Genomic DNA, 17492 nt, shown 5'->3' on the forward strand with positions numbered 1-17492 from the left:
GTAACACCGTTTTGCCGATAGTCAAGGTCATGCGGCGGTCCACTTGAAAACCGGTCAGACTGCGACTAATTACTGAACCCGCCCACCTACGAACCTTTCTTTCCATGCATGCATTCAGCCAGATTCGACTAACATTCAATCAGGACCGTCCGACACACGAGGATGGTGCTGCTGGAGTGGTGCTACAGGAGGCCAAGCCAGCACTGCAGGCGCCACCGATGTACAAGGTGGTTATATTTAATGATGATTACACACCGATGGATTTCGTCGTCGAAGTGCTCGAGGTGTTTTTTAACCTGAATCGCGAGCTGGCGACCAAGGTCATGCTGGCCGTCCATACAGAGGGACGGGCAGTATGTGGATTGTTTACCCGCGATATCGCCGAGACCAAGGCAATGCAGGTCAACCAATACGCCAGGGAAAGCCAGCATCCGCTACTCTGTGAGATCGAGAAGGACGGTTAACGCCGACCACTTGGGTATGAGGTGAAGCTATGTTGAACCGTGAGCTCGAAGTCACCCTCAATCTTGCCTTCAAGGAGGCACGTTCCAAGCGTCATGAATTCATGACGGTTGAACATCTCTTGCTGGCTCTTTTGGATAATGAGGCTGCCGCGACCGTCTTGCGCGCTTGTGGCGCAAACCTCGACAAACTCAAGCATGATCTGCAGGAGTTCATCGACTCCACGACACCGTTGATTCCTGTCCATGACGAGGATCGCGAAACCCAGCCGACCCTGGGCTTTCAGCGGGTACTGCAACGTGCTGTCTTTCACGTCCAAAGCTCGGGCAAGCGTGAAGTCACTGGCGCTAACGTTCTGGTTGCCATTTTCAGCGAGCAGGAAAGCCAGGCAGTGTTTCTGCTCAAACAGCAGAGCGTTGCACGGATTGATGTCGTCAATTACATCGCTCATGGTATTTCCAAAGTGCCAGGGCATGGCGATCACTCGGAAGGTGAGCAAGATATGCAGGATGACGAGGGCGGCGAGTCTTCTTCTTCAGGCAATCCTCTGGATGCCTACGCCAGCAACCTGAATGAATTGGCGCGTCAGGGCCGGATTGATCCATTGGTCGGACGTGAGATGGAAGTCGAGCGTGTGGCGCAGATTCTGGCGCGTCGTCGCAAAAACAACCCGCTGCTTGTCGGTGAGGCCGGGGTGGGTAAAACCGCCATCGCCGAAGGTCTGGCTAAGCGTATCGTCGACAATCAAGTGCCTGACCTGCTCGCCAATAGCGTGGTGTATTCCCTCGACCTGGGTGCGCTCTTGGCCGGGACCAAATACCGTGGCGACTTCGAGAAGCGCTTCAAAGCGTTGCTCAATGAGCTGAAAAAGCGTCCGCAGGCGATTTTGTTCATTGACGAAATTCATACCATCATCGGCGCAGGTGCTGCTTCTGGTGGTGTGATGGATGCATCGAATCTGCTCAAGCCGCTGCTGTCTTCGGGGGATATCCGCTGCATCGGCTCGACAACGTTCCAGGAATTTCGCGGGATCTTCGAAAAAGATCGGGCTTTGGCGCGGCGTTTCCAGAAGGTTGATGTGTCCGAACCGTCCGTGGAAGACACCATTGGCATCCTGAGAGGGCTCAAGGGGCGTTTCGAGCAGCATCATGGTATCGAGTATAGCGACGAGGCATTGCGCGCCGCTGCCGAGCTAGCATCGCGCTACATCAATGATCGGCACATGCCGGACAAGGCCATTGATGTTATCGACGAAGCCGGGGCTTATCAGCGCTTGCAGCCCATCGAGAAGCGCGTGAAGCGTATCGAAGTGGCTCAGGTTGAAGATATCGTTGCCAAGATTGCGCGTATTCCGCCTAAGCATGTCAACAGCTCCGACAAGGAACTGCTGCGTAATCTTGAGCGCGACCTCAAAATGACCGTGTTTGGTCAGGATGCAGCGATTGATTCGCTGTCGACCGCGATCAAGTTGTCGCGCGCCGGTCTGAAATCGCCGGATAAACCGGTCGGTTCGTTCCTGTTTGCAGGTCCTACGGGGGTCGGCAAGACCGAAGCGGCTAGGCAGTTGGCCAAAGCCTTGGGCATTGAACTTGTGCGTTTCGATATGTCCGAGTACATGGAGCGTCATACCGTTTCGCGCTTGATCGGTGCACCGCCGGGTTATGTTGGCTTCGATCAGGGTGGTTTGCTGACCGAGGCGATTACCAAGCAGCCGCATTGCGTACTGCTGCTCGATGAAATCGAGAAGGCGCATCCGGAAGTCTTCAACCTGCTGCTGCAGGTCATGGACCACGGTACGCTGACTGATAACAACGGGCGCAAGGCGGACTTCCGCAACGTGATCGTGATCATGACCACCAACGCTGGCGCAGAAACTGCTGCGCGTGCCTCGATTGGCTTCACGCATCAGGATCACTCTTCCGATGCAATGGAAGTGATCAAGAAAAGTTTCACGCCGGAATTCCGTAACCGTCTGGACACCATTATCCAGTTTGGTCGCCTCAATCATGAGGTCATCAAAAGTGTGGTGGACAAGTTCCTTACCGAACTGCAGGCGCAGCTGGAAGACAAGCGTGTGCTGCTTGAAGTGACTGACGCCGCCAGAACCTGGTTGGCTGAAAGTGGCTACGATGCGCAGATGGGTGCAAGACCCATGGCTCGTTTGATCCAAGACAAGATCAAGCGTCCGCTGGCTGAAGAGATTCTCTTCGGTGAGTTGGCCGAGCACGGTGGCGTGGTGCATATCGACGTCAAGGACGGAGAAATGACCTTCGACTTCGAAACAACGGCAGAAATGGCTTAAGCCAAAACCAAAAAGCCCTGTATCTCACCTTTGATCGGGTGGTACGGGGCTTTTCATGGGCGAAATCTGTGTTGCGCGACAGTGCGGGAAGCCAAATCCCGCTCACACAAAAACGCCCGGCACAGGCCGGGCGTTTTTGTTAAGACCTGTTAGCGGGCGCGGTAAGTGATACGCCCTTTGCTCAAGTCGTAGGGCGTCAACTCGACGCGGACCTTGTCGCCGGTAAGAATACGGATGTAATTCTTACGCATTTTGCCGGAAATATGCGCGGTGACAATGTGCCCATTTTCCAACTCCACACGGAACATGGTGTTGGGCAGGGTGTCGACGACCGTGCCTTCCAGTTCAAAAGCTTCTTCTTTCGCCATGTAGTAAAAGGCCTCGGTATCCGATGAGTGGCCTGGTGCAACTGCTCCAGGCAAAAGCGGCGTGCATTGTGCCCGAAAAATAGGGGTTAAGCCAAGCGCTTCAATAAAGAGTGACCCATCTCTGGTTCGTAAGCAGCTCAATGGGCCGATATTGGGTTTTGTAATTCATCTTTTTACAGTTCTTTATCCAGTAGCCCAGGTAGACCGCATGGAGCTGCAATCTGGCCGCCTCGGCGATCTGCCAGAGAATCGCGTAGCGGCCCAGACTGCGGCGCTCTTCGCCTGGTTCATAGAATGTATAAACCGCCGAAAGGCCGGTGGGTAAAAGGTCAGTAACGGCGACTGCCAAGAGGCGTTCGTCGAGGCGAAATTCGTAGAATGTCGAGAAAGGCAGGTCGCGTACCAGAAATGTTGAAAACTGGTCACGACTAGGGGGGTACATGTCGCCATCAGCATGCCGCTGCTCGATATAGCGCTGATACAGGTCGAAGTACTCTTCGCTGAATCGTGGCTGAGTCGGGGTCACCTGCAGATCGGCATTGCGCTTGAAAATGCGCTTTTGCTGACGATCTGGAACAAACAGTCCCACAGGAATGCGAGCAGGAACGCACGCGCTGCAATTCTGGCAGTGAGGCCGGTAAAGATGGTCTCCGCTGCGGCGAAAACCCATGTCGGAAAGATCGGCGTACACCTGAACATCCATCGGCTGGCTAGGGTCCAGAAACAGCGTCGTCGCTTGTTCCTCAGGCAAATAGCTGCAGGAATGGGGTTGAGTGGCATAAAACTTAAGCCGCGCCAGCTCTGTCATGATCAACCCTCGGATAAAATCTCTAGTTAAGAGTGTATGTCAGGCTATGAAACTCGCCTAGGCAGCCAGTCGGCGATATTAGGTTGATCCAGGTGCTGGCGAAGGTAGTCGGCAAATGTGGTGCGGGTAATCGCTCTGGCGCCGAAGCTGTGCAGATGTTCGGTTGGCATCTGGCAGTCGATCAGTACGAAACCCCACGCCTTCAGGCGCTCGACCAGCGTGGCAAAGCCGACTTTCGAGGCGTTGTCCGCCCGACTGAACATGGACTCGCCAAAAAACAACTGGCCTATTGCCAAGCCATAAAGGCCTCCGACCAAGGCATCCTGCTCCCAAACCTCCACGCTGTGGGCATAGCCGCGTCGATGCAGTTCAAGGTAGGCCGATTGCATCGAGTCGGTGATCCAGGTGCCATCGGCGTAATCGCGCGGCGCGGCGCACGCTTGAATGACGGCTGTGAAATCCTGATCAAAGGTCACCTGGTAGCGCCCCTGGCGCAACACTTTGCCCAAGCTGCGAGAAATGTGCAGTTCCTCGGGAAATAATACCGTGCGCGGATCTGGTGACCACCACAGGATCGGCTGTCCCTCCTGAAACCAGGGAAAGCAGCCATGACGATAAGCCTGAATCAAGCGGTCGGCGGATAGATCACCGCCTGCGGCCAGCAAGCCGTTCGGCTCACGCATGGCTTTTTCCAGTGGAGGAAAGGTCAGGTCGTTACGTTGTAACCAAGTCAGCATGGTATCAAGACTTATCGAAGGGGGAGGGCGGTACACTCGACGGCTGCAACTCTATGGCGTCGGTGTGGTCGTAGACGGTCCCGTTGACGAAACCTGAGGCCGATGTGTGTAGCCAAACGATGCAATCAATGGCTTGAGTGTGCGACACGGCACGATCCGGATGTTTGATGTCGTTCATAAAAACACTCCATAAGCCTTTGTCACGAAAGACAATGCATGCTCAAATTGAGTCGTTCGTCCGGCGCTTGAAGATATGCTACACGCAAGCCAGACTAGCGTGGCAACGGCGGTGCAAACCCGTACAATGCCGCCCTTATTGGTGTTTTTTCAAGTGATTAGCCGAGTTGTAGATAAGCGTATCCATTTGTTTCATTTTTACCGAACGCTAGACAGCAGTATTTCGTAGTCAATCATCAGATGTTCGCGCTAAGGCGCAGGAAAAGAAGCGTTTTGAAGAAATCCACCGTAGCATCCAGTTCCATTCCGCTCTGGCGTCAACAGTTGCACTACCGGCTCAAGGAAGGTGCGCTGATCGCTATCGGCGCCCTGTGCCTGTATCTGATGATGGCGTTATTGACCTACGATCAGGCCGACCCCGGTTGGAGCCATACCAGTAGTGCCCGGCAGGTGCAGAATGCTGCGGGGCGCGCTGGCGCATTCTCGGCTGACATATTGTTCATGGTGTTGGGTTATTTTGCGTACATCTTCCCGCTGTTGTTGGCGGTCAAGACGTATCAAATCTTTCGTCAGCGTCATGAGCCGTGGCAGTGGAGCGGTTGGTTGTTCTCCTGGCGCCTGATCGGCCTGGTCTTCCTGGTATTGTCTGGTGCGGCCTTGGCCCATATCCACTTTCACTTCACTGCGGGCCTGCCAGCATCGGCCGGTGGTGCGCTGGGCGAAAGTCTGGGCGATCTGGCAAAAAACGCGTTGAATATCCAGGGCAGCACCCTGATGTTCATTGCGCTGTTTCTGTTTGGCCTGACGGTTTTTACCGATCTTTCGTGGTTCAAGGTGATGGATGTCACCGGCAAGATCACGCTTGACCTGTTCGAGTTGTTTCAGGGCGCGGCCAATCGCTGGTGGACGGCCCGTGGCGAGCGCAAGCAGATGGTTGCGCAACTGCGTGAGGTTGATACCCGTGTCAGTGAAGTGGTGGCGCCTGTCGCCCCTGATCGCCGGGAGCAGGCCAAGGCCAAAGAGCGTTTGATCGAGCGCGAACAAGCCCTCAGCAAACACATGACCGAGCGCGCAAATCACGTACCCGCGGTGATTGCTCCGGCGCCGGCCAAAGTGGTGGAGCCGAGCAAGCGCGTGCAGAAAGAGAAACAGGCGCCATTGTTCATCGACAGCGCGGTGGAAGGTACCTTGCCGCCGATTTCGATCCTTGATCCGGCAGAGAAGAAAAAGCTCAACTACTCCCCCGAATCGCTGGCTGCCGTCGGTCATCTTCTGGAAATCAAACTCAAAGAGTTTGGTGTGGAAGTCACCGTTGACTCCATTCATCCGGGACCGGTGATCACGCGCTACGAAATTCAGCCCGCCGCCGGGGTCAAGGTCAGTCGAATCTCCAACCTGGCCAAGGATCTGGCGCGTTCGCTGGCCGTGACCAGTGTGCGTGTGGTTGAAGTCATCCCGGGCAAGACCACCGTCGGCATCGAGATTCCTAACGAAGACCGGCAGATCGTGCGCTTCTCCGAGGTGTTGTCCACTCCGGAATTCGATGACGCCAAGTCCCCGGTCACTCTGGCCCTGGGGCATGACATTGGCGGCAGGCCGGTGATTACCGACTTGGCGAAGATGCCGCACCTGCTGGTGGCCGGTACTACCGGTTCCGGTAAGTCGGTGGGGGTCAACGCGATGATCCTGTCGATCCTGTTCAAGTCGGGGCCGGAAGACGCCAAACTGATCATGATCGACCCGAAAATGCTTGAGCTGTCGATCTACGAAGGCATTCCGCATCTGCTGTGCCCTGTCGTCACCGACATGAAGGACGCGGCCAACGCCCTGCGCTGGAGCGTCGCCGAGATGGAGCGGCGTTACAAACTGATGGCGAAGATGGGGGTGCGTAACCTGTCGGGTTTCAATCACAAGGTCAAAGAAGCTCAAGACGCCGGGACGCCGCTCGAAGATCCGTTGTACAAACGCGAAAGCATGCACGACATAGCGCCGCTGCTGACCAAATTGCCGACCATCGTGGTAGTGGTCGACGAATTCGCCGACATGATGATGATCGTCGGCAAAAAGGTCGAAGAGCTGATCGCCCGAATCGCCCAGAAAGCCCGGGCAGCTGGTATTCACTTGATTCTCGCGACCCAGCGGCCATCGGTGGACGTGATCACTGGTTTGATCAAGGCCAACATTCCTACTCGCATGGCGTTTCAGGTATCGAGCAAGATCGATTCGCGGACCATCATCGATCAGGGCGGCGCCGAACAACTGCTCGGTCACGGTGACATGCTGTACATGCCGCCGGGTACCAGTCTGCCCATTCGTGTCCATGGTGCTTTTGTGTCTGACGAAGAGGTCCACCGCGTCGTGGAGGCCTGGAAGTTGCGTGGCTCACCTGACTACAACGAAGACATCCTTGCGGGCGTTGAAGAGCCCGGTAGTGGCTTTGATGGCGGCAGCGAAGGCTCGGATGACAGCGAAAGCGATGCTCTGTATGACGAAGCGGTACGTTTCGTCCTGGAAAGCCGCCGCGCTTCCATTTCCGCGGTGCAGCGCAAGCTGAAGATCGGTTACAACCGCGCCGCCCGAATGATCGAAGCAATGGAAATGGCGGGCGTTGTGACGTCCATGAACACCAACGGCTCGCGTGAGGTCATCGCACCGAGCCCAATGCGCGACTAACCCAGACAGCGCGACAGTGCGCTGTCTGGGCTCCACTGAATTCAATGAGGACTCCCATGCGTCTTATCCGCATGCTGTTGGTATCTGCACTGGCTTTTTCCGCTATCCCGGCCTATGCCGATAGCAAAGATGTCGCGCGACTCACTCAGTTGCTTGAAAAATCACAAACCCTGACCGCCCGGTTTTCTCAATTGACACTGGACGGCGGCGGTACCCAATTGCAGGAAACAGCCGGTGACATGGCGTTGCAGCGTCCAGGCCTGTTCTATTGGCATACAGACGCGCCTCAGGAACAGTTGATGGTATCCGACGGGAAAAAAGTCTCGTTGTGGGACCCGGATCTGGAACAGGTGACAATCAAGACCCTCGACCAGCGGCTGACCCAGACCCCTGCATTGCTGTTGTCCGGTGATGTGTCCAAGATCAGCGAAAGCTTTGACATCAGCGCGAAGGAAGCCGGCGGCGTGATCGACTTTGTGCTCAAACCCAAGACCAAGGACACACTGTTCGACAGCCTGCGGCTGTCTTTTCGCAATGGCGTCATCAATGACATGCAGTTGATTGACAGCGTCGGCCAGCGCACCAATATCCTGTTCACGGGCGTGAAAGCCAACGAGCCGATTGTTGCCGGCAAATTCAAATTCAATATCCCGAAAGGCGCTGATGTCATTCAGGAATAAGAGGTTTTAACCGCGGCCCATGGACTTGTTTCGTAGCGATCCGATAGCTCAGCCCTTGGCCGCGCGCTTGCGTGCGGCCAATCTGGATGAATACGTCGGTCAGGAACATCTGCTCGCTCATGGCAAGCCTCTGCGTGAGGCGCTTGAGCAGGGCGCTTTGCATTCGATGATCTTCTGGGGGCCGCCGGGCGTGGGTAAAACCACGCTGGCACGGCTGTTGGCGAAAGTCTCGGATGCGCATTTCGAAACGGTCTCGGCAGTGTTGGCCGGGGTCAAGGAAATCCGTCAAGCCGTCGAGATTGCCAAGCAGCAGGCGGGGCAATACGGTCGCCGAACCATTCTGTTCGTCGACGAAGTGCATCGTTTCAACAAGTCGCAGCAGGACGCCTTCCTGCCTTACGTAGAAGACGGCACTCTGATTTTTATCGGCGCGACCACTGAGAATCCGTCTTTTGAACTGAACAACGCCTTGCTTTCCCGTGCGCGGGTTTATGTCCTGAAAAGCCTCGACGAAGCGGCGTTGTACAAACTGGTGCAGCGTGCACTGACGGAAGAGCGTGGTCTGGGCAAACATCAACTGAGCCTGAGCGACGAAGGTTTCAAGATGCTCCTGGCTGCGGCTGATGGTGACGGCCGGCGTTTGCTCAACCTGCTGGAGAACGCTTCCGACCTCGCCGAAGATGGCACCGAGATCAGTGTCGAGCTGCTGCAAAGCCTGCTTGGCGACAGTCGTCGTCGGTTCGATAAGGGCGGCGAAGCGTTTTACGATCAGATTTCAGCGCTGCATAAGTCGATTCGCGGTTCCAACCCTGACGCGGCGTTGTACTGGTTCGCGCGGATGATCGATGGCGGTTGCGATCCGTTGTACCTGGCGCGCCGTGTTGTGCGCATGGCCAGTGAAGACATCGGCAATGCTGACCCTCGGGCGCTTACGTTATGCCTGTCGGCGTGGGATGTGCAGGAGCGTCTGGGCAGCCCCGAGGGTGAGCTGGCGGTGGCACAGGCCATCGTTTATCTGGCCTGCGCGCCAAAAAGTAACGCCGTGTACATGGGCTTCAAGGCAGCGATGCGCGAAGCGACCGAACATGGTTCGCTGGAGGTTCCGCTGCACCTGCGTAATGCGCCGACCAAGCTGATGAAGCAGCTGGGCTATGGCGAAGAATACCGTTACGCCCACGATGAGCCCGACGCTTATGCCGCTGGCGAAGACTACTTTCCGGACGATCTTGAGCCGCGCCAGTACTACCAGCCGGTACCGCGTGGCCTTGAGCTGAAGATCGGAGAAAAGCTTAATCACCTGGCGGCACTGGACAAAGCAAGCCCACGTAAGCGGAGAAAGTAGTGATTCGATTGATTCTTGCAGTATCCGCCGGGGGTATCGCTGGTACATTATTGCGCTTCGCCACCGCCAGCTGGATCTCGGCGAACTGGCCGCGACACTTCTACACCGCAACATTGGCCGTTAACATCGTCGGCTGCTTGCTGATTGGTTATCTGTACGGACTGTTCCTGTTGCGTCCCGAAGTACCGATCGAGCTTCGTGCAGGCCTGATGGTAGGTTTTTTGGGTGGCCTGACGACATTTTCATCTTTTTCACTGGATACGCTGCGCTTGCTGGAAAGCGGGCAGGTGCCGCTGGCACTGGGCTACGCGGCAATCACCGTATTCGGCGGGCTGCTCGCGACGTGGGCTGGCCTGTCCTTGACCAAACTTTGATAGACGAGAGAACGATATGCTCGATTCCAAACTGTTACGTACCCAACTTCAGGACGTAGCGGATCGCCTGGCGTCCCGTGGTTTTACCCTGGACGTGGCCCGCATCGAAGCGCTGGAAAACCAGCGCAAGACCGTCCAGACCCGCACAGAACAGTTGCAGGCCGAGCGTAATGCCCGCTCCAAATCCATCGGTCAGGCCAAGCAGCGCGGCGAAGACATCGCGCCGTTGATGGCCGACGTCGAGCGTATGGCTGACGAACTGAGCACCGGTAAAGTCGAACTGGATAATATTCAGGCCGAGCTGGACGGGATGCTGCTGAGCATGCCGAACCTGCCACACGAATCGGTTCCAGTCGGCGCGGATGAAGACGACAACGTTGAAGTTCGTCGTTGGGGCACACCTACCGTGTTTGACTTCGAGGTCAAGGACCACGTCGAGCTTGGCGAAAAGTACGGCTGGCTGGATTTCGAAACCGCCGCCAAGTTGTCTGGCGCCCGCTTCGCGTTGTTGCGGGGCCCTATTGCTCGCATGCATCGTGCATTGGCGCAGTTCATGATCAACCTGCACGTCACCGATCACGGCTACGAAGAGGCTTACACCCCGTACCTGGTACAGGCACCCGCGTTGCAGGGCACAGGCCAGTTGCCGAAGTTCGAGGAAGACCTGTTCAAGATCACTCGCGAAGGCGAGGCGGATCTGTACTTGATCCCGACTGCGGAAGTGTCGCTGACCAATATCGTTGCTGGCGAAATTCTCGATCCAAAGCAATTACCGCTGAAGTTTGTTGCGCATACCCCATGCTTTCGCAGCGAGGCCGGTGCATCGGGTCGCGATACACGCGGGATGATTCGTCAGCACCAGTTCGATAAAGTCGAAATGGTTCAGATCGTAGAGCCTGGCCAGTCGCAAGCGGCACTGGAAACACTCACCGGCAACGCTGAGCGCGTTCTGCAACTGCTGGAACTGCCTTACCGCGTACTGGCCTTGTGCACCGGTGATATGGGCTTCAGTGCGGTGAAGACGTACGACCTTGAAGTCTGGATCCCAAGCCAGGACAAATACCGCGAAATTTCCTCGTGCTCCAACTGTGGCGATTTCCAGGCGCGACGTATGCAAGCGCGCTGGCGTAATCCGGAAACCGGTAAGCCAGAATTGGTTCACACCCTGAACGGTTCCGGTCTGGCTGTAGGTCGGGCGCTGGTCGCCGTATTGGAAAACTATCAGCAGGCCGACGGTTCTATCCGTGTTCCTGAAGTACTCAAACCCTACATGGGTGGGCTTGAGGTTATAGGCTAAATGGAATTCCTGCCGCTGTTCCATAACCTGCGTGGCAGTCGCGTGCTGGTGGTCGGCGGGGGTGAAATTGCCTTGCGCAAATCACGCTTGCTCGCTGATGCCGGTGCGTTATTGCGGGTGGTTGCGCCCGAGATAGAAGCGCAATTGTGCGAGTTGGTGGAGCGCAGCGGCGGCGAACTAATTTTACGTGGCTATGCCCAAGGCGACCTTGTGGGGTGCGTGCTGATCATCGCCGCCACCGATGACGAGCCGCTTAACGCTCAGGTGTCGCAAGATGCCCGGCAGCGTTGTGTGCCGGTCAACGTGGTGGATTCGCCTGCGTTGTGCAGCGTTATATTCCCTGCAATCGTTGACCGTTCACCGTTGGTGATTGCGGTGTCCAGTGGCGGTGATGCGCCGGTGCTGGCGCGGTTGATTCGCGCCAAGCTTGAAACCTGGATTCCCTCGACGTATGGCCAATTGGCCGGCTTGGCGGCGCGATTCCGCAGTCAGGTGAAAAACCTGTTCCCCGATGTTCAGCAGCGCCGGGCATTTTGGGAAGAGGTGTTTCAGGGACCTGTCGCTGATCGCCAGTTGGCCGGGCAGGGCGCTGAAGCCGAGCGTCTGCTGATTGCTAAAATCAATGGTGAGGCGCCCAGCGCACCCGGCGAGGTGTATCTGGTGGGCGCAGGGCCGGGCGATCCGGATTTGCTGACCTTCCGCGCTTTACGTCTGATGCAGCAAGCCGATGTGGTGCTTTACGACCGCCTGGTGGCGCCGGCGATTCTGGAACTTTGCCGGCGCGATGCCGAGCGAGTCTATGTCGGTAAACAGCGTGCCGATCACGCTTTGCCGCAGGATCAGATCAATCAGCAGTTGGTTGTTCTGGCCAAGCAAGGCAAGCGTGTACTGCGTCTCAAAGGCGGCGATCCGTTCATCTTCGGGCGTGGTGGCGAAGAGATCGAAGAGCTGGCGGCCCACGGTATTCCGTTTCAGGTGGTGCCAGGCATTACTGCTGCCAGCGGTTGCGCAGCCTATGCCGGTATTCCGCTGACCCACCGTGATTACGCGCAATCAGTGCGCTTTGTTACCGGGCATTTGAAAGACGGCACCACGGACCTTCCCTGGAGCGATCTGGTCTCACCGGCGCAGACATTGGTGTTTTACATGGGCCTGGTCGGCTTGCCGATTATTTGTGAACAGTTGATCCAGCATGGCCGTTCCCCGGACACGCCTGCAGCGCTGATTCAGCAGGGCACCACCTCGAATCAACGGGTATTCACTGGCACATTGGCCAACTTGTCACAACTGGTCGCTGAGCATGAAGTGCATGCGCCAACGCTGGTGATCGTCGGCGAAGTGGTCCAGTTGCGAGAAAAACTGGCGTGGTTCGAAGGCGCTCAAGGACAGCTCTAGCGCATCTGCTTTAAGTGCATGCCTTGATGATCCGGGTTTACGGGTGATCAAGGCAGCACCTCATGCCTTATCCTCAAACTCCAGTTTTGTGCCAGATTCCACGGCCTGTAAGCCGTTCGCGGTCATGGCTGGCGTGGAGGTGCAGCGCTGGTCCTTTAGGTACGATCCCGGTCGGGTTGATGGTCCGGTGGCTCGCATAGTAGTGACCCTTGATGTGCTCAAAGTCCACCGTCTCAGCGATGCCCGGCCACTGATACAACTCGCGTAACCAGTTACTCAGGTTCGGATAATCGGCAATGCGGCGCAGGTTGCATTTGAAGTGGCTGTAATACACCGCGTCGAAGCGAGCGAGGGTGGTGAACAGGCGTACATCGGCCTCGGTCAGGTACTCACCGGCCAGGTAACGTTTCTCGCCAAGCAGCACCTCCAGCCAATCCAGTTCTGCAAACAATCCATCGAATGCTTGCTCGTAAGCGCCTTGCGAAGTGGCGAAGCCTGCGCGGTAAACGCCATTATTGACTGCTGGGTAGATCCGATCATTCAATCGATCAATCTGCTGTTGCAGCGGTTCAGGGTAGAAATCCAGGCGATCACCGGTCAGGCCATCGAACGCCGAGTTGAACATGCGGATGATCTCGGACGACTCATTGCTGACGATACGTTGTTGCTGTTTATCCCACAGCAATGGCACGGTCACGCGGCCAGTGTAGGCGGCGTCATCGGCGGTGTAGCGCTGATAAAGAAAGTCCAGGCCATCAAGCTTGTCACCGCTGGAGCCCTTTTGTTTATCGAAGGTCCAGCCATTTTCCAGCATCAGCCAACTGACCACGGACACGTCGATCAAGCTTTCCAGACCTTTGAGTTTGCGCAGAATCAGTGTGCGATGGGCCCATGGGCAGGCGAGGGAAACGTAGAGGTGATAGCGGCCAGCGTGTGCTGCAAAGCCACCTTCACCGCTGGGGCCGGGTTGGCCGTCAGCGGTGATCCAGTGACGGCGTTGCGCGTTTTCACGCTGGAAGGCGCCGTCTTTGCTGCTTTCGTACCACTGATCATGCCAGCGTCCGTCGACCAGAAGGCCCATGTCTGACTCCTAAGCTCTTTTGCATTGGAGGCCAGTCTAATTGCATTGGTTCGAACGAATAGTGCAAAGCATGGGCGACTATGATCGATTAAATAGATCTGTCGCGATTATCCCAGTACTGCTGAGCCAATTCGAAGGCGGCATCGCGTGGGGTTCCAAGGCCGCGCAAGGCCAGAGCAATGGTCGAAATCAAGGCCAGCTGCGGGTAGCTGTCTTCGACTTCACCTCTCCAGAGTGCCGTTAACTGTGTCGGGTCGAGCGTGGCCGGTTTGACATGGCGTCTTGGTGACAGCGCAGGCCACTCCTCATCCCAGCTTTGCCCGGCTGTAGTGCCGTAAAGGTGACTGATGGTGTCCGGGTTTATTTCGACTTCACCGCCATCGCCCTTGATCACGATGGCGTTGTCACCCAGCAAACCACTGGCTTCGCGGTGCATGCCCTGATAACCGGGATGGAAGATACTTTGCAGGCCGCAACGAGCGCCCAGAGGATTGAGGGCTCGTGCCAGTGAGTGGATAGGGGAGCGCAGGCCGAGGATGTTGCGTAGGTCGATCATTCGCTGCAACTGCGGCGCCCAATCCCCTAGCGGGATGAACGCCAGGTTGTGTTGCTCGAGCGCCGTACCGACCTCCTGCCAGTTGCGGCACAGCGGGATGCCCAGCAGGTCTAGCAGTTGTTCGCTGTACAGGCGCCCTGCGGTATGCGCGCCGCCACCATGCATCAACACGCGCACACCGTTTTGCGCCAGGCACTTGGCCGCAAGCAAGTACCACGGCAGATGGCGCTTCTTGCCGGCGTAAGTCGGCCAGTCGATATCGACGTGCAATGCCGGGGTCTGCAAGCGTTCACGTACCGCCTCGGTGAAGCCTGCCAGTTCCTCCGCGCTTTCTTCCTTGTGCCGCAACAGCATCAGAAAGGCGCCAAGCTGGGTGTCTTCGACTTTCTCATCGAGCAGCATGCCCATGGCTTCACGCGCTTCTACGCGAGTAAGGTCGCGGGCGCCCCGTTTGCCCTTGCCCAGGATGCGCACGAACTGGGCGAACGGATGTTCGGCAGGTGTTTCTGTGATCAGCGGGGCAAATTCGGTCATATGCAATTCGTCGGTTTGGGCAGGCCCGCCAGCTTAGCGGCGAGTTTGGCGGGGGTGCCATTGAACAGGCGATTGAGGTGCATGCTGTTGCCCTTTTCAGGGCCTAGCTTCAACGCCGTGTATTTGATCAGCGGGCGAGTCGCGGGCGACAGCTGGAACTCGGTATAAAAAGCCCGCAGCAGTTGCAGAATCTCCCAGTGTTCCGGGCTGAGGGTGATTTCTTCCCGCAAGGCCAAGGCTGTTGCAACCTCTTCTGACCAGTCGTTCAGGTCTACCAGGAAACCATCCTTGTCCAGTGCAATGCTGTGTTCGGCAATCGTCAGCTGTTTCATAGCCAAGTGTTGACCTTGTCGAAGCAGATCGATAATGCGACGAACCCTGGGTAATCGACGCTTTCGACCCCGTGCGGAATCTCAAGGTTACGCGCCAGGATGTCCTCTTCAAGCACGAACAGCTTTAGCGACTCTATTTGTTTCTCCAATGCGCGGCGCGGCGCGGAATCAGGGCGCAAGGCATACGTCGCGTCACCGCAGAGCAGGATGGCGTCGTCCGGGCCGAGCACGCGCAGACAGCTGGTCAGGCGGCTGTCTGCAAAAGGGGAGTGAGACAAAACATGCAAGGTCGACATCAGAGCGTTATCACCTGGTCGTAACGGTCAATAATCGCGGAAATTTCTGACGCCTGAAGTAGCTGCAGCGTATCCAAATTTAACTCCTTAGGGGGAATTCCGCGTTCTACCAGGCTGTCGTTGCAGGCAAAAATGTCCTCTACACCGAACAGTGACAATGCCTTCAAATTGGCCGTCAAGTCCTTCTGTTGCACTTGAGCAGCCTGTTGCTCGGGCAAAAGCTGCAGCACGCCATCATCGAGAAACAGTAATCCGATGGGCAAATCGAACGCGCCGCCCGCTAATACGATATCCAGCGCTTCCCGCGCGCCCGGGCCGGACCAAGGCGCCTGACGGCTGATAATTAATAGTGATGCTGGCATCTCAAGGTCCTCCGAAGCAGATCAGTCGGTCGGCTGCCTGCACCGCATCATGCAGTTGGCCTAGCCCCGACAACTCCCACGGCGCTGAGACATTGGCTGCTGGTCGCTGATAGCGTTGAGCTTCTTCTTTATTAAGCACGCCACGTCGCAAGGCGGCGGCGATGCACACGACACCGTCGAGCTGATGGTGGGTGACGAACTCGCGCCATTGGCGTGGCAGATCTTGCTCATCCTGAGGCGTGACGATATTGCCCGACGCGATGTGCACGCCTTCCTGATAGAAAAACAGCCGGACAATCTCATGGCCGCCAGCCAGCACCGCCTGCGCAAACAGGAGGGCGCGGCGGGAGGAGGGCTCATGGGCCGCAGAAAAAAGGGCAATGGAGAACTTCATGGTCGGCTCAGTCAACGAATCTTGGGCAATGATAATAGAGTCAGACAGCAAAAAGCCCGCTAAGCGGGCTTTTTGTTGAAGCTCAACAGAGAATCAGTTTCTGCTGCCACCCATCAGGCCAAACAGCTGCAACAGGCTGACGAACAGGTTGTAGATCGATACATACAGGCTGATGGTCGCCATGATGTAGTTACGTTCGCCGCCCTGGATGATGGCGCTGGTCTGGAACAGGATGCAAACGGAGGAGAACAGCACGAAACCTGCGCTGATCGCCAATTGCAGCCCGCTGATCTGGAAGAACATGCTGGCCAGCACCGCGCCCAGCAGGACGAAGAAGCCAGCAGTGATGAAACCACCGAGGAAGCTCATGTCCTTGCGGGTGATCAGCACGTAGGCGGACAAACCACCGAATACCAGCGCGGTCATCGCAAACGCGGAACTGACAACCTCAGCACCGCCCTGCATTCCCAGGTAACGGTTGAGAATCGGGCCCAGCAGGTAACCCATGAAACCGGTCAGAGCGAAGGTCGATACCAAGCCCCACGCCGAGTCGCGTAATTTATTGGTAAGAAAGAAAAGGCCATAAAAACCGATCAGCACAACGAATACGTTCGGGTAACGAACGTGATTCTGCTGAGCGATAAAAGCCATCAAACCGCTGAAAGCAAGGGTGATAGCCAGAAGACCATATGTATTGCGCAGGACGCGGCTAACCTCTAGCTGCTCGGCCTGCACGCCGTTGTTCACTGCGTAATCCTGTTCGCGCATGGCGCAACTCCTGGTGATTGAAATGTTAAGACGCAAAGATCATAACAGACGCTTTGCCGCTAGTTATGAAGAGAGTTTGACAGTGTGTTTCATTCGGGTATTATGGCGCCCGCAACGCAACGGAGGTGTGGCCGAGTGGTTTAAGGCAGCAGTCTTGAAAACTGCCGACTGTAACAGGTCCATGGGTTCTTATCTCATGTACTTCTCAGCTGCATCCTTGCGACGCACGACATGAAAACCGGGAAATTGGCAGAGTGGTTGAATGCACCGGTCTTGAAAACCGGCGAACGTTAATAGCGTTCCCAGGGTTCGAATCCCTGGTTTCCCGCCACGCATCAGTAAAATCAAGGGCTCAGAGATAATCTGGGCCCTTTTTTTATGCCTGCAATATGTCTGGCAGGTGTGCTGGATTGGAGGTGAACAGTCCTCAACGACCTCGTCATCATAAGATGCAATCGTCTGGATGCGTGCTACTGCATTCTGTTGCGTGCTTGCGAGGGGCTTGTGTTCAACTGCATGCTTACGGATGGGCCCCGCCAGTGGTGACCCTAGTG

At 56.5% G+C, this 17492-nt stretch carries 19 protein-coding genes and 1 tRNA gene; 9 read left to right on the plus strand and 11 right to left on the minus strand.

Going from position 1 to position 17492, the window contains the following annotated elements:
* The first annotated feature begins 104 nt into the window (after positions 1 to 104).
* Together clpS and clpA are read left to right on the plus strand one after the other, a co-directional pair.
* On the plus strand, positions 105 to 464 hold the full coding sequence (gene clpS / locus RHM55_RS22645; RefSeq protein ID WP_219064425.1) for an ATP-dependent Clp protease adapter ClpS: 360 nt from the start codon (positions 105 to 107) through the stop codon (positions 462 to 464).
* 29 nt (positions 465 to 493) lie between these two features.
* Positions 494 to 2764, plus strand: coding sequence for an ATP-dependent Clp protease ATP-binding subunit ClpA (gene clpA, locus RHM55_RS22650; RefSeq protein WP_219064426.1), 2271 nt, complete (start codon positions 494 to 496; stop codon positions 2762 to 2764).
* Positions 2765 to 2913: 149 nt separating this feature from the next.
* Here the strand turns inward: clpA and infA are convergent, their stop codons facing one another.
* The 4 genes from infA to RHM55_RS22670 form a co-directional block, all read right to left on the minus strand.
* Entirely contained in the window at positions 2914 to 3132 is a 219-nt protein-coding gene (gene infA / locus RHM55_RS22655) for a translation initiation factor IF-1 (RefSeq protein ID WP_322178418.1), read from the minus strand.
* A 100-nt stretch (positions 3133 to 3232) separates the two neighbouring features.
* Complete coding sequence (locus RHM55_RS22660) at positions 3233 to 3940, minus strand: arginyltransferase (protein WP_322178419.1); 708 nt, start codon at positions 3938 to 3940, stop codon at positions 3233 to 3235.
* A gap of 44 nt (positions 3941 to 3984) precedes the next feature.
* Complete coding sequence (gene aat, locus RHM55_RS22665; RefSeq protein ID WP_322178420.1) at positions 3985 to 4677, minus strand: leucyl/phenylalanyl-tRNA--protein transferase; 693 nt, start codon at positions 4675 to 4677, stop codon at positions 3985 to 3987.
* Positions 4678 to 4681: 4 nt separating this feature from the next.
* Complete coding sequence (locus tag RHM55_RS22670) at positions 4682 to 4855, minus strand: hypothetical protein (RefSeq protein WP_322178421.1); 174 nt, start codon at positions 4853 to 4855, stop codon at positions 4682 to 4684.
* A gap of 239 nt (positions 4856 to 5094) precedes the next feature.
* Here RHM55_RS22670 and ftsK point away from each other — a divergent pair, with 239 nt between their 5' ends.
* Genes ftsK through cysG form a run of 6 tightly spaced genes read left to right on the plus strand, consistent with a single transcriptional unit; the run spans position 5095 to position 12615 of the window.
* Entirely contained in the window at positions 5095 to 7527 is a 2433-nt protein-coding gene (gene ftsK / locus RHM55_RS22675) for a DNA translocase FtsK (RefSeq protein ID WP_322178422.1), read from the plus strand.
* 56 nt (positions 7528 to 7583) lie between these two features.
* Positions 7584 to 8207: an outer membrane lipoprotein chaperone LolA gene (gene lolA, locus RHM55_RS22680; protein WP_322178423.1), complete on the plus strand. Its 624-nt coding sequence runs from the start codon at positions 7584 to 7586 to the stop codon at positions 8205 to 8207.
* Positions 8208 to 8226: 19 nt separating this feature from the next.
* A complete protein-coding gene (locus tag RHM55_RS22685; RefSeq protein WP_322178424.1) occupies positions 8227 to 9549 on the plus strand; it encodes a replication-associated recombination protein A in 1323 nt (440 codons plus the stop codon).
* A complete protein-coding gene (crcB, locus tag RHM55_RS22690) occupies positions 9549 to 9923 on the plus strand; it encodes a fluoride efflux transporter CrcB (RefSeq protein ID WP_219064433.1) in 375 nt (124 codons plus the stop codon). The genes RHM55_RS22685 and crcB overlap by 1 nt, the downstream gene beginning before the upstream one ends.
* A 16-nt stretch (positions 9924 to 9939) precedes the next feature.
* A complete protein-coding gene (serS, locus tag RHM55_RS22695) occupies positions 9940 to 11220 on the plus strand; it encodes a serine--tRNA ligase (RefSeq protein WP_322178425.1) in 1281 nt (426 codons plus the stop codon).
* Complete coding sequence (cysG, locus tag RHM55_RS22700) at positions 11221 to 12615, plus strand: siroheme synthase CysG (protein WP_322178426.1); 1395 nt, start codon at positions 11221 to 11223, stop codon at positions 12613 to 12615.
* Positions 12616 to 12688: 73 nt separating this feature from the next.
* Here cysG and RHM55_RS22705 read toward each other — a convergent pair whose 3' ends face one another.
* The 7 genes from RHM55_RS22705 to RHM55_RS22735 all read right to left on the minus strand — a co-directional run bounded on the left by RHM55_RS22705 (position 12689) and on the right by RHM55_RS22735 (position 16938).
* Positions 12689 to 13696 carry a glutathione S-transferase family protein gene (locus RHM55_RS22705; RefSeq protein ID WP_322178427.1) on the minus strand — a complete coding sequence of 336 codons (1008 nt, stop codon included), beginning with the start codon at positions 13694 to 13696 and terminating at the stop codon, positions 12689 to 12691.
* A gap of 88 nt (positions 13697 to 13784) precedes the next feature.
* Complete coding sequence (locus RHM55_RS22710; RefSeq protein WP_322178428.1) at positions 13785 to 14786, minus strand: glycosyl transferase family protein; 1002 nt, start codon at positions 14784 to 14786, stop codon at positions 13785 to 13787.
* Complete coding sequence (locus RHM55_RS22715) at positions 14783 to 15118, minus strand: TusE/DsrC/DsvC family sulfur relay protein (RefSeq protein WP_322178429.1); 336 nt, start codon at positions 15116 to 15118, stop codon at positions 14783 to 14785. The genes RHM55_RS22710 and RHM55_RS22715 overlap by 4 nt, the downstream gene beginning before the upstream one ends.
* On the minus strand, positions 15115 to 15414 hold the full coding sequence (tusB, locus tag RHM55_RS22720; protein WP_322178430.1) for a sulfurtransferase complex subunit TusB: 300 nt from the start codon (positions 15412 to 15414) through the stop codon (positions 15115 to 15117). The genes RHM55_RS22715 and tusB overlap by 4 nt, the downstream gene beginning before the upstream one ends.
* Positions 15414 to 15776: a sulfurtransferase complex subunit TusC gene (gene tusC, locus RHM55_RS22725; protein WP_322178431.1), complete on the minus strand. Its 363-nt coding sequence runs from the start codon at positions 15774 to 15776 to the stop codon at positions 15414 to 15416. The genes tusB and tusC overlap by 1 nt, the downstream gene beginning before the upstream one ends.
* A gap of 1 nt (position 15777) precedes the next feature.
* The gene (gene tusD, locus RHM55_RS22730; RefSeq protein ID WP_322178432.1) at positions 15778 to 16170 is read right to left on the minus strand and encodes a sulfurtransferase complex subunit TusD; all 393 of its coding nucleotides are present in this window, start codon (positions 16168 to 16170) and stop codon (positions 15778 to 15780) included.
* A 93-nt stretch (positions 16171 to 16263) separates the two neighbouring features.
* Positions 16264 to 16938, minus strand: a complete 675-nt coding sequence (locus RHM55_RS22735) for a Bax inhibitor-1/YccA family protein (RefSeq protein ID WP_322178433.1) — start codon at positions 16936 to 16938, stop codon at positions 16264 to 16266.
* 240 nt (positions 16939 to 17178) lie between these two features.
* Here RHM55_RS22735 and RHM55_RS22740 point away from each other — a divergent pair.
* Positions 17179 to 17269, plus strand: a tRNA-Ser gene (locus tag RHM55_RS22740).
* Positions 17270 to 17492: the final 223 nt, after the last annotated feature.

This window comes from Pseudomonas sp. MH9.2 (genome assembly GCF_034353875.1).
In the GTDB taxonomy this organism is placed as follows: domain Bacteria; phylum Pseudomonadota; class Gammaproteobacteria; order Pseudomonadales; family Pseudomonadaceae; genus Aquipseudomonas.

Bases quoted from the DNA above. Each gene is read 5' to 3' on its own strand.
- clpS (WP_219064425.1), top strand. From the start codon at position 105: ATGCATGCATTCAGCCAGATTCGACTAACATTCAATCAGGACCGTCCG.
- clpA (WP_219064426.1), top strand. From the start codon at position 494: ATGTTGAACCGTGAGCTCGAAGTCACCCTCAATCTTGCCTTCAAGGAG.
- infA (WP_322178418.1), bottom strand. From the start codon at position 3,132: ATGGCGAAAGAAGAAGCTTTTGAACTGGAAGGCACGGTCGTCGACACC.
- RHM55_RS22660 (WP_322178419.1), bottom strand. From the start codon at position 3,940: ATGACAGAGCTGGCGCGGCTTAAGTTTTATGCCACTCAACCCCATTCC.
- aat (WP_322178420.1), bottom strand. From the start codon at position 4,677: ATGCTGACTTGGTTACAACGTAACGACCTGACCTTTCCTCCACTGGAA.
- RHM55_RS22670 (WP_322178421.1), bottom strand. From the start codon at position 4,855: ATGAACGACATCAAACATCCGGATCGTGCCGTGTCGCACACTCAAGCC.
- ftsK (WP_322178422.1), top strand. From the start codon at position 5,095: ATGTTCGCGCTAAGGCGCAGGAAAAGAAGCGTTTTGAAGAAATCCACC.
- lolA (WP_322178423.1), top strand. From the start codon at position 7,584: ATGCGTCTTATCCGCATGCTGTTGGTATCTGCACTGGCTTTTTCCGCT.
- RHM55_RS22685 (WP_322178424.1), top strand. From the start codon at position 8,227: ATGGACTTGTTTCGTAGCGATCCGATAGCTCAGCCCTTGGCCGCGCGC.
- serS (WP_322178425.1), top strand. From the start codon at position 9,940: ATGCTCGATTCCAAACTGTTACGTACCCAACTTCAGGACGTAGCGGAT.
- cysG (WP_322178426.1), top strand. From the start codon at position 11,221: ATGGAATTCCTGCCGCTGTTCCATAACCTGCGTGGCAGTCGCGTGCTG.
- RHM55_RS22705 (WP_322178427.1), bottom strand. From the start codon at position 13,696: ATGGGCCTTCTGGTCGACGGACGCTGGCATGATCAGTGGTACGAAAGC.
- RHM55_RS22710 (WP_322178428.1), bottom strand. From the start codon at position 14,786: ATGACCGAATTTGCCCCGCTGATCACAGAAACACCTGCCGAACATCCG.
- RHM55_RS22715 (WP_322178429.1), bottom strand. From the start codon at position 15,118: ATGAAACAGCTGACGATTGCCGAACACAGCATTGCACTGGACAAGGAT.
- tusB (WP_322178430.1), bottom strand. From the start codon at position 15,414: ATGTCGACCTTGCATGTTTTGTCTCACTCCCCTTTTGCAGACAGCCGC.
- tusC (WP_322178431.1), bottom strand. From the start codon at position 15,776: ATGCCAGCATCACTATTAATTATCAGCCGTCAGGCGCCTTGGTCCGGC.
- tusD (WP_322178432.1), bottom strand. From the start codon at position 16,170: ATGAAGTTCTCCATTGCCCTTTTTTCTGCGGCCCATGAGCCCTCCTCC.
- RHM55_RS22735 (WP_322178433.1), bottom strand. From the start codon at position 16,938: ATGCGCGAACAGGATTACGCAGTGAACAACGGCGTGCAGGCCGAGCAG.